The 11,460-nt window shown below is 64.6% G+C and carries 6 protein-coding genes; 3 read left to right on the forward strand and 3 right to left on the reverse strand.

Annotation, left to right across the window (positions count from 1 at the left end; translation table 11 throughout):
* The first annotated feature begins 134 nt into the window (after positions 1 to 134).
* From ACOJUJ_RS12805 to ACOJUJ_RS12815, 3 genes are all read left to right on the forward strand, one after another.
* Complete coding sequence (locus ACOJUJ_RS12805) at positions 135 to 983, forward strand: hypothetical protein (RefSeq protein ID WP_420127272.1); 849 nt, start codon at positions 135 to 137, stop codon at positions 981 to 983.
* Between the two features lie 125 nt (positions 984 to 1,108).
* The gene (locus ACOJUJ_RS12810; protein WP_420127273.1) at positions 1,109 to 5,248 is read left to right on the forward strand and encodes a DEAD/DEAH box helicase; all 4,140 of its coding nucleotides are present in this window, start codon (positions 1,109 to 1,111) and stop codon (positions 5,246 to 5,248) included.
* A 187-nt stretch (positions 5,249 to 5,435) separates the two neighbouring features.
* A complete protein-coding gene (locus ACOJUJ_RS12815; protein WP_420127274.1) occupies positions 5,436 to 6,950 on the forward strand; it encodes a DUF1998 domain-containing protein in 1,515 nt (504 codons plus the stop codon).
* A gap of 422 nt (positions 6,951 to 7,372) precedes the next feature.
* Here ACOJUJ_RS12815 and ACOJUJ_RS12820 read toward each other — a convergent pair whose 3' ends face one another.
* The 3 genes from ACOJUJ_RS12820 to ACOJUJ_RS12830 all read right to left on the reverse strand — a co-directional run bounded on the left by ACOJUJ_RS12820 (position 7,373) and on the right by ACOJUJ_RS12830 (position 11,449).
* Positions 7,373 to 9,232: a TnsD family Tn7-like transposition protein gene (locus ACOJUJ_RS12820; protein ID WP_420127275.1), complete on the reverse strand. Its 1,860-nt coding sequence runs from the start codon at positions 9,230 to 9,232 to the stop codon at positions 7,373 to 7,375.
* Positions 9,229 to 9,363 carry a hypothetical protein gene (locus ACOJUJ_RS12825; RefSeq protein WP_420127276.1) on the reverse strand — a complete coding sequence of 45 codons (135 nt, stop codon included), beginning with the start codon at positions 9,361 to 9,363 and terminating at the stop codon, positions 9,229 to 9,231. The genes ACOJUJ_RS12820 and ACOJUJ_RS12825 overlap by 4 nt, the downstream gene beginning before the upstream one ends.
* Before the next feature lie 487 nt (positions 9,364 to 9,850).
* On the reverse strand, positions 9,851 to 11,449 hold the full coding sequence (locus tag ACOJUJ_RS12830) for an ATP-binding protein (protein WP_420127277.1): 1,599 nt from the start codon (positions 11,447 to 11,449) through the stop codon (positions 9,851 to 9,853).
* Positions 11,450 to 11,460 lie beyond the last annotated feature (11 nt).

Below are 11,460 nucleotides of genomic sequence, written 5' to 3' on the forward strand. Positions count from 1 at the left end.
CCGAAGCACTCGCTGCACTCGTGAGACGTGCTGCATCCTTGGCGGCACCCTGCTCCCCGAGAGTCTTACGTGAAGCGGTTATCAGGAGCTTGACTGGCCTGGTCGACGCCGAACGAGAAAAGTGGCGAACTATCTTGGATTCCACCATCGAATCACTGGTGGCCTATGGAGATTTGCTGGAGTTGCCAGCCGAGGAGGGGACGACGCTACGAACGCTCTACCTGTCGCCACCGACTTTCGTCGCGCTTGAAGGCGTTCTGTTCCTGATTGGTGGTGAACTCGACGGGGCCGACGCGCTTCCGTCGGATCTGCGCGAACAGGTCGAGTATCGAAGCCACACCCGGAGACTCCGCCTAACGGACGAGGCGGACACGAGCACGCGGCTCAGCGCGATCGGGTGGGTAGATCTACCCCGGGATCTTTGGCTCGCTCCGCCACGCCGAGAATCACCCGAGGAAACCCTCGCACGCGCGAATGGCGCTCTTCGCAGCGCGGCCACGCACGGGGACGTGCCCGGACTCATCGTGCTCGACCCGGCAACGCCGCCGACCTACTATCGGGGGCGTTGGGCGAGTCCCGACCATCGGTCGGGAAAATTTGTCGCCCGTCGTGAGCAGCGCTATGGGGCAGACCTGTGGTCGTACGTGGAACTCACCGACGGCGCTGTAACCCGGCTGACAGACTTGCCGCTCGAATCCCGGCAGTCGACCGTTAGAGCGTGCGATGACGCATGGCGCCTGCAGATGGCGATCGATGCACTGGCGGGAAATCCACAGCGGTTTCGCGTACGTGCCGCATCACCACGGGGCAGTGTCATCATCGACTTCTTCTCGCCGATCCCATTGTGGGCGAGGCGCCGTTGGGACGTGCTGGGCGAAGAGGTGGCGCCCAGCGGCAGCCTCTTCGCGTACCGCTTCCCCGAGGCGGAGTTCTTGAACGAGCGCCAGTCCTTCGAGACAGAGCTCTGGTTGACCGAGCGCTGAGAGCCGTGACACAATCCAATTCAGGGGCTGGACGGCGCGCCGAGCCGCACGCACCTGCAGGCCCGAAACCGTTGTCTAACTCGTCCCCTGTGCGATCCACAGGCTGCTCCTGCTGAGGTGCCCCTTTGACTGCATCGATCAACTCCGGGCCGGTGTCCGACACATCCGCACTCACGGCAACCGCGCATTCGGGTGGCATGAACACCGGGCAGGGTGCCCCGGCGCCGACAGTGGGAGAGACTGTCCGCGAGTTGCACCGCGCCCTTCGCGACTACATCGAGGCGACTTACCACGTCAGTCACCCTGCGCTGGTGGCTGAGCGGCACGTCCTCTTGGAGCAAGCAGGTGTCATCTCACAGCGACCGTTCTTCGAGAGCACACCGCGTTACCGGAAGCTGCGACATTTCCGGGACATCCCCGGACTTCCACAGCCCGTGCTGGATCTCTTCACCGAGATCAGCAAGCCCCCGGAGAGCGACGACGCGCCCAAGCGGCTGATCTTCGATCCACCCTACGACCACCAGTCCCGGGCTGTGGAAACGGCACTGGTGGGCGCGCCAATCGGGGATGCGGAGCGCCGTCATGACCTTGTAGTCATGACTGGTACCGGATCCGGGAAAACCGAATCGTTCCTCCTGCCGATCCTTGGCAAGCTGGTTCAGGAGGCTGCGGAGCGGGGGGAAAGATACGGCGCGCAGCCAGCCGTCCGCGCGCTTGTGCTGTACCCGATGAACGCCCTCGTGAACGACCAACTCGGGCGGATGCGGCTGCTGTTCGCGGACCCGCGGGTGGTCGGTACTTTCAAACGACTGTCGGGGCGTCCCGCGCGATTCGCGCGGTACACCAGCCGCACCCTGTACCCCGGCGTGCGGGACGCTGACCGTGACCAGACGAGGCTCCGCCCAATCGGGGATTACTACGTTGCAAAGCTTGAGCAGGGTGCTCCCGCCGAGCCGCTGGTTCGAGAACTCCAGGAGCGTGGCAAGTGGCCAGCCAAGGCTGACCTGCGGGCATGGTACGGCACTCCGGGGACGCACTGGAGGGCCCGGGATGGCCGCTTCCTGCGTTGCAACACGCTGCCGGATGACGCAGAACTGCTCACACGTCACGAGGTACACGCCAACCCGCCGGACGTGCTCATCACCAACTACTCGATGCTTGAGTACATGCTGATGCGCCCGCTTGAGCGGCCCGTATTCGACCGCACACGTGAATGGCTCCAGGAAAATCCCGACGAGCGATTCCTCCTCGTGCTGGACGAGGCGCACCTCTACCGGGGGGCTGGTGGCACTGAGGTGGCGCTCCTGATTCGGCGGCTGCGTGCGCGGCTCGGCATCGGTGCGGATCGGCTCCAGATTATCTGCACTTCTGCAAGCTTCTCAAACAAAGACAGGGCGGCAGCATTCGCTGCTCAACTCACCGGGAAGCCGGCTGCTGGCTTCGAGGTGGTGACGGGTAAGTTGGATCTCCGGTCCCCGGAAGCTCAGGGTACAAGCGCCGACGCCGAAATCCTTGCTGATATCGATATCAAAGCGTACCACGACGCTGACTCGGCAGTTGAACGGGTGCTGCCGCTGCACGCGTTCCTCACCGACCGCGGGATTCCAGCTGAGCGGTACGAAGCGGGGGCTATAGAGTCGCTCGCGCAACTCGAAACTCTGCTCTTCGAGGCGTTGGCGGCCTATCCGCCGATGAATCGGCTGATCAACGTAACTATGAAGCGCGCCTGGTCGCTGCCGGCTCTGGAGGCGGAACTGTTTCCGTCTGTAGCCCCCGAGGCTGCCGCGAAGGCGACAACCGCGCTTATGACACTTGGGAGCGCCGCACGCCCGTCCCGGACCGAGCCCGGGCTCCTACCGTGCCGGGCGCATGCATTCTTTCGCGGTCTCCCGGGCCTCTGGGTATGTATGGATCCCGACTGCATCACGTTGCCGAACCAAGAGCGTGGCCCCGACAACCGCCCCTGCGGGCGGCTGTATGCGCAGCCACGCGAGCGCTGTGAATGCGGTGCGCAGGTGCTCGAACTCTACACGTGTCGCCACTGCGGGAGCGCCTATGCCCGCGGCTACACCGACAACCTTGAGCAACCCACGTTCCTCTGGGCTGAGGGCGGGGAGTCATTCCGCGACGAGACGGGCGCCGTGTTGCAATTACATCCGATCGACCTGCTCCTCGAGACTCCGCGCGAGGAGGTTGAGTTGGCTGATTACGACGTGCTGACCGGCCGGATCAACGCTCCCGCGGGCGAACGAACGCGGACTGTGTACCTCCGGAAGGACCGGTCGATTGAGGCCCGACGCGACGACGAGGAGGATAACGAGGGAACAAATGTCGGCAACTTGGGCGAGTTCAAGCCATGTGGCGTCTGTGGCCGGCGAGCTGGATTCGGGCGCAGTTCGGTCCAGGACCACCAGACCAAGGGCGATCAACCGTTCCAAGCCCTGATCGCTCGGCAACTGCAGGTTCAACCGCCGGCGCCGAAACCGGCAACGCCGCTTGCACCTCACCGCGGCCGGAAAGTCCTGATCTTCTCCGACTCCCGGCAGACCGCAGCGAGACTCGCGCCGAACATCCAGACGTACTCGATGCAGGATGTCCTGCGGCCGCTGGCGATCGCAGGATTTGCACGCCTTCAGGAGATCGTACCTATTCGGCAGCGGCTCTCTCTTGACGATTTGTACTTGGCCGTACTGATCGCAACCAATGAACTGGGGGTTCGACTTCGGCCCGAACTTCGGTTCGGTGAGAGTTTCAACGCAGAGAGGCAGGTCGAGCACGCGCTTGCAGCTGGTGCACTGAACGACCCGCTGGAAACCATGGCATTGCTCGCGGATATCCGTAGCTCAAGTCCCCCGGAGTCTCTCCTGCGCAGCATCTATCGGGTGCTGACCGACCGCTTTCTCGGGTTGGAGGCGCTCGCGCTCGCGTCGGTGCGGGAACGCGAGAACCTGGAGGCTAAACTCACAACTCTCCCGGACATCGGGCAGATCATCGCAACCCCGGCGGAAAAGCTTGCACTTGCGCGCACGTGGCTCGCACAGTGGCTCGACGAGGGCGTGTGGCTCAGCCGCGCGCCGCACCAGTGGATGCAGACGGTCGTTCGTCCACACAGTGGTGTTTTCCGGGCAGTGGACCGCCTGCTCATGGACGAGCACGGTGCGCGCGCCGCGTTCAAACGCGATTGGTTACCACGGCTGCTGGAGTTCTTCGGGGAGCGTGTAGGAGGGACACCGGCGCGTGGAGTGTACCGCCTGCGCGCCTCCGAACTGACGCTGGATGTAGGAGGGGAGTGGGAATACTGCCAGCTGTGCCGCGGCGTGCAGCGACCTTGGCAGGGGGCTTCCCGCTGCCGCCATTGCGGTAGCACAGATGTGCGCCCGGTCGATCCGGACACGGACACGGTCTTCTCAGCGCGGAAGGGATACTACCGCCGCTCCACGATTGAGGCGCTAAACGGCGTCGCGCCGCTCGCACTCATCGCCGCCGAGCACACCGCGCAAATCGGCGCTGCCCAGACGCATGAGATCTATTCGCGCGCCGAGGAGCACGAGTTGCTGTTCCAGGATGTGGCGCTCGGCCCGGACGAGCGCGGCCGGGAGCAGCCAGCCATCGATGTGCTCTCCTGCACGACGACGATGGAAGTCGGCATCGACATTGGCTCGCTCTCTGGTGTGGCACTTCGCAACATGCCACCCGCACGGGCTAACTATCAGCAACGTGCGGGCCGAGCTGGGCGGCGGGGGGATGCCATCGCTACCGTGGTCGCGCTCGCCAGCGCCGACAGCCACGACGAGCACTACTTCGCAAATCCGGCCGAGTTGGTAGCTGGGAGCGTCCAGGACCCGACGCTGACGCTCGACAATGAGGATATCGCACGGCGGCACGTCACCGCCTTTCTGCTGCAGCGGTACCTCGGAGCCAAGCTGCCCGACATCGCGCCGGAGGCCCAGCCGCAGCTTTTCGAGGTGCTCGGTAGCGTACAGGCGTTCCGCAATCCCGACTCTCCACTAAACCGTTACGACCTCGAGAGATGGCTGAACGACAACGCGGGTACCCTCCGCGATGAGATCGACTCATGGTTGCCGGAGGAGCTCGGCTCCTCAATACGGCATCGACTGCTCGATAATCTCGTGACGAACACGGTTGGGAGTTTGGACGTGGCGCTCGAGGGCGACGCTGCGATCGGAAACGAGCCCTCCCCCGCCGCCGCAGCGGGTGGTGAAGGCGATGCGAATCTCCATAGGGAGGCGAGTCTCAATGGCTAGACCGAATCGTAGACCGGGCACTACAGGCGGTACCCAGAACTTGGGTCCCGCCCCGGTCGGAGTGGCTACGGGTGGCGGGCAACAAGTTGGCCAACCTGCGGACCGGCAAGCCGTGGAGGCTCATGCTGTCGAGGTCCCCGCCGAGCCCGGCGAAGAGCGTCCGGCCGGCGATCCGTTGCAGGAGAACTTGCTCGACCGTCTGCTCTACAAGGGTGTCTTGCCGCGCTATGCCTTCCCGACCGACGTCGCGACGTTCTACGTGTTCGATCCCGCCAATTCGCGGCAGGGCTTCCCCACGTTCCGATTTACTCCCTCACAGGGTTTAGCTGTCGCGCTCTCGCAGTACGCGCCGGGCAAGGAGGTGTGGATCGCGAACAAGCGGTACACTTCGGGGGCTCTCTATTCGCCGATCAAGGGTGAGCGCTCCCGCGCATGGCATCAGAAGCGGCTCTATTATGAATGCCGCAACTGCCGCTACGCGCGCACGCAGCCGCTTGCACAAGGGCATCGTGGCGAGAAGCTTGACTGTCCAGCCTGTGGCGCCAGGGAGGCGTTTGGAGAAGCGCGTTACTGGGTCCGCCCACCAGGCTTTGCACACCCCGTTTCCTGGGACGAGGATACGTCGCCGGACGATCAGCCGGCACGTAGCTATGCGACGCGTGCAAAGCTGGAGGCCCCTGCGCCGCCTGAAAACGCGGCCTGGACGATGGTAACGGGTCGTGTACGTCGGCACTTCATGCGCGAGACCCTGCTTGTGACGAACAGTGGACCGCGCCAGGAAGGCTACACCTATTGCACGACCTGCGGGCGCATTGAGCCGACCGCAGCCCACGGTGGCGAACTGTCTGGACCGCATCGGAAACCCTTCCCTGACGACCGGGATCCGGGGTGCCCCGGCGGGCGGGTTGCGAAGGGTATCTGCCTCGGGATGGACTTCATCACCGATATTCTGCTGCTCTCGTTACGACTCGACTATCCGGTCCGGCTCGCTCCAGGTTTTCTGCCGACGGAGATCGCCCTGCGTACACTCGCCGAGGCATTGGCTAGTGCGGCGTGCGAGGTCCTCGGCCTTGAACCTGGCGAGATCCAGGCTGATTTCCGAGCTGCGCTCACCGAGGGAGGACAGAACGGCTACGAGGCTGAGATCTACCTGTACGACACCCTGCCGGGAGGAGCAGGCTTCTCTCGGCTGGCTGGAGAGCGCGCCGGTGAGGTCGTCGAGCGTGCCCTTGAGATTCTCAGCAGGTGCGACTGCGATGTGTCCTGCTACAAGTGCCTCCGCAGCTTCAAGAACAAGTTTGAGCACGACCGCCTTGATAGGCATATCGGAGCGGATCTCCTGCGATACCTTCTCCACGACACGCGACCAGTCGTGACTCAGGCGCGCGCCGACCACGCGTGTGCCACCCTCGCCGAGGACCTTCGTCGCCAGGGCGGCGCTTCCCTTACAGTCGAGACAGGGGCAACGATCGATGTGCCGACGATTGGCCCGGTTACGGTGCCGATTCTTGTATCCGGCCCCGGCGGCCATCGGCGAGCCGTATGCATCACGCACCCGTTGACCGCGACAACGCCGTCGGATGCTGGTCTGAAAGCGCTCGGTGAGCTTACGCCTATTCCCCTTGATCCGGTACATGAAATCAAGGTGCGGCGAAGCCTCCCTTGGGTGACGCGCGGCGTCCTCACCGCCCTCGGGTTCTAAGGTCGTTCACGCGCCGAACTGTCCTCCGGGGGTTCCCGGTCGGGATGGTCAAGAAGATGACGGCCGTCCGGCAGCGGATACCCGCTTGCGCGAAGTGCCGCGTTTACACGTGCCAAAGCTTATTAATTTAATAGGTCGCGATTGTCCGACGAGCTCTACGGAGGGAGCAAAATGCCACCTCAATCCAGTGTGTGCGTGCTTCAATCCTAAGCAGCTTCGCGAGGGCGATGCGGGACGGATCTCTGCGGTTTAGCCCGCCTGCAGTTCCGCCGGGATTCAGTGGAGAAAACGTATTCCGTAGGTGCGCTGGAACTCGTCGGGATCGTAGTCGGATCGGGATGGTATTTGGGTGGCGCAGCTTCCGTACAGGCGTAACCCGTCTCCAGGCGAGCAGCGGCCGTACGGCCCCGTACCGGTCGGGTTCATGGGCACCCGCCTTCGGGGGATGTCCACAGTTCCAGCTCGTCCGCGACCGCGGCGGCCAACTCGGGACGAAGGTTGGCTCGACGGACGAGAATCCATCGCGGAATCGGATCTTTCCCTGCCCGCGCCGCGCCGATCAGGGTGACCTTCCTCGCTGCGAACTCGACTCGTGATTCCACGGCATCGCGCAGGAACGCGGCAGTCTCGGGAATCGTGTCCAGGTGCTGTTCGATCAGTGAGATATGGCCCATCTCCCTGGCGATCGCGCGCAGGCTAATGCGGACCGGGCGCGTTCGATCTCTGAGCCGGGAAACGGCAGCGCGCGCGAGGACGAGCATCTCCGCGTCGCGCGCACGCCAGTCGACGCGCGGCCGGCGGCGACCCGCGCGAGCACGTGGCGGCTGGTGCTGCTCGAACCAGGTGCGGTCGTATCTGCGAAGGTAGGTGTACGTGGCGGGGGCACGTTCTCGGAGCGTGCTCCGCCCCTCGAGCGGATGAGCGACCCGGAGTTGTTCCCATACCTTGCGGTGACGACCGAGCGCCTTCCGCCGGTCCGCCGGTGATTCGCTGGACGTGTGCCGTGCTCGCCAGGTCGGCCGTTGAACGCCTAGCCGCTGCGCCTGTCGCTTTACGGTGTTGGTATCGACGCCGAGTTGCAGCGCGATCCAGCGCAGAGTCGCCTCTGGCATAGCAACGAGTTCCCCGAGACGGCGTTCCCAAACAGGCCCGTAGCGCAGCACGCGAAGCCTGCGGCCGTCCCGCTCCATGCAGGTGAAGCCGCAACGCCGGCAGGAGACGATCGTTGCGCCGCCCGCTGCGACTCGCGACCCCGCAGATTCCTTTGAACACACCGGATTGCGGCAGGTGACCATCGGCTCCGGCATGGGGATTAGAGCGGCCGGGGCGCGGCTTGGCTTCAGGGCGAAGAACTCCGCGGGCTCAATGCCGAGGAACCGCATCAGCAGCAGATGGCGGAGCGGATGGTGCGCGGTCCGCGGTCGTCGGAGGATTCGCGCGAACCAGTCATCCGCCTCGGCGTCGTGGCTGCGCACTGGGAGAGCGCACCCGAGGAGCGCGAGGAGTCGTCTTCCCGTACCGGAGACGAACGCATCCCGCAACTCGGTCATCCGCAACTGGCATTTCCCACGCACCCAGCCCCGCTCGGCGAGCAGAGCGCGATAGCGGGCATTGAGCGCAGCCAGACCCGGCGGGATGGGGGTCTCGTCCAGCAACCAGCGGGATTGCCTTGCGAGTGTACCCAGCAGTTCCGCAAAATCGACCGCCACCGGAAGCGGCGTACTATGGCCGTGGATCGCTTCAGCCAGGCTGACGAAGGCGTGACGGTGCACACCCGGCGACCGGGACACCGAAGACTCCCAGAGCACGTTCAGGTGCCTCGGGCACAGGAACACCCCCGGGAGCTGGTGCACCCGCCGCCAGCAGGGTGAACCGTGGCACTCGTGATCCTCGGTTGCGCAGGCGGGACAGAACCTCAACCTCGGCGGGTTCGGAACGGTGCTGGCGCGGACCCCGAGGATCTCGCAAACAGAAGCGCCTCCGCGGCTGCGGTGGCGCTCTTCGGCATCAGACCCTCTGTCGGGTGGAAGGAATGGTCGGTAGTACGGCAGCGTCGTGTGGCTCCGGATCACGGCCGTTGCGGTCAGCGGGTGTCCCGGCGGGAGGCGTTCCAGCCAGGTGTCGACATGGCCCGTGAATTCGACCGAGGCTACCATCGTCACCGATCCGAACAGCGACTCCAGCAGCATCTTCTCGTTGGGGAGCCGGAGCATGTCACGGTAGCGGGCGACCGCACTGTAGAGCAGTTCGTCGGGCAGTGGGTTCGGGAAGAAGGCGGTCACGGCAAGGTCTGCCGGCGCTCGGCCAGTTCATCCTCACAGAGCGCGGAGAACGGGCACGTGAGGCAGATCGAATCGCCCGCCGGAGCGACGAGCGGAAATGCCTCGCGGGCGATTTCGAGTCTGGTCTTCATGGATCGGAGGCGGTTTGGGTGTGGTTCCCACCGGCGCATTCCGCTTCGGAGCGAGAGCGCCCTGGGATTGTGGGGAGGGTGGCGGTTGCCAATCTCTCTCCGTTTCGCCCATCCGTTCTCCCGGTGTTCGTGCGAGGCGCGCCCGCCTCGCAGATCAGGAAGTGATAGTCAGGACTTCAGTTCAGGTCTTCAAGACTCATGAAGGTGACTGCGAGGGGCGAGACTTCATCGCGCGATGTGGTGCTCGCGTATGTGCGGGACGTCGATACCGTTGTCCACGCGGTGAACACGCGCCCAAGCCACTACATGGTGCTTGTCTCGACAGATCCGCAGGTGCAGCCGGTGATTGTGCGCGCGGATGATGTCGACGTGTGGGGGGGTGTTGCCAGGTTAGCACGGCTAAACTAGACGTGCGCATTCGCACGACGAGTTGCCCGTCTTTTTGTCTGACCCTGACTGTTAGACGACGCCTGGTCCGACCAGATTATCAACGTTCGTAGCTGCTTCGGCGCGCTATTACGCAAGCCACTCCTCGATCCAGTCCTTCGGCGGTGAGAGCGCACGCGGCGAATGTGGCGTGCTCGCTGGTTCCGGCTGCACGCGCCTCGGCTGCAAGGGCCACAAGCGTGGCTCGGGCAGGCAGACTTTCCGGATCGATCTCGCGCGACGAGCGCAGCTGGCCGCGCCGCCTCCGAGGAGTTTCGAAATCCTCAGCCGGTTGTACGACAGGGCTGGGTTCGGCCGGCTCCAGCGGCGGGGTCTGCGGAAGGCGTCGCACCTCTCCCGGATCCGCTGCGGCGAAGGGGATCGCCACCTGAGCGATATCCCAAGGCAGCCGCACGTCGGGGCGGCCCCGGAGTTCAGCCTCGTCACCGGTGCGCAGCGCGCGCAGGACAGGCCCTGCGACAACGACGCTGTCGGTGAACACCGAGCGGAGGAGCCGTGGCGTGACCCTCTCCAGTCCGGTGGCGATCGCCCGACTCTGCGCGAGCTTCAGCCCCGTCACCAGCCACTGAGTGATGCCTTGCGAAAGATCGTACAGCTCGTCGACGAGCGAGTCGGTCAGCGGGGTTTCCTTCGTGGTGTACTGGTACCGCCATAACGCCTCACAGAGCTCTCGCCACTCGCGTCCTTTCCGTGGCCGGTCGAGGATCATGTCGCCCTCAGTCGCGCCGCGACGTGCCTGCCGGAATTGGGCTTGGAGAATCGGCAGCGCGTCGATGCCGCCCACGAGCACCACCGGCACCCCGATCGTGTTCACGAGTTGTACGAGGAACGACAGGATCGCTCGGCTACCGCGCGGATTGAGATCCTGGAGTTCATCGATCACCAAAACGCCGAGACCGTGCTGGGCTGCGAGGCCTGCGAGCCGGGGGACCAGACGGTCGATCGACGGGTTCCCGCGCGTGTAGTCCCGCAGGTAACTGGGAGGATAGGGGAGGAACGACAGTGCGTTGTCGAGTTCCAGAAGAAAGTTGTGGCAGAGGCTCTTGATGCTTCCCTCCTTCGTGCAGGTGAGCGTCAGCGAGATCACCTGTGTTCGCACGAACGGCTTCCCGCGATACTCCGAGTGGACGATGACGGCGGGGTAGAGCCCAAGCGCCATCTCCACCATCTTCGTCTTGCCGATCCCGGTCACCCCGATCAGCGACAGCCCCGTGGCGGACGGGCCCGGCGCGGCGCGTAGATCGTCGTAGCCGCGCACCACGGCATCCCGCCCCGTCCCTTCCACCCTGAGCGCTCGCTGCGCCGCCTCGACGTCAGGCTGAAAGCGTGCAAGCGCGGGGTTACGGCGGGCATATCCCTGCCGGATCAGCTTCGAGAGACGCGAGTGCAACTCGACGTGCACGGAAAGCGGGTGGCGCGCCGTCCCCAGCTTCGCCGACACGGCATCTTCCCGTTCCTCCGGATTCGCTTCTCGGTCGGCAGGATCGTATTCCGGGTAAAAGGCCATGCGGTCTTTCGCCTCGGCGCGGCTCACGACCGGAGGGAGTGCCTCAATCCACGGATTGCCCCTGTACTCCGCCACACGCTGGTCGTGATAGACCGCGTGAACGACCGGCCCGAGATGCAGCGGGTTGTGCATTTTCACGCTCC

Source organism: Longimicrobium sp. (assembly GCF_048594345.1).
Taxonomy (GTDB): Bacteria; Gemmatimonadota; Gemmatimonadetes; order Longimicrobiales; family Longimicrobiaceae; genus Longimicrobium.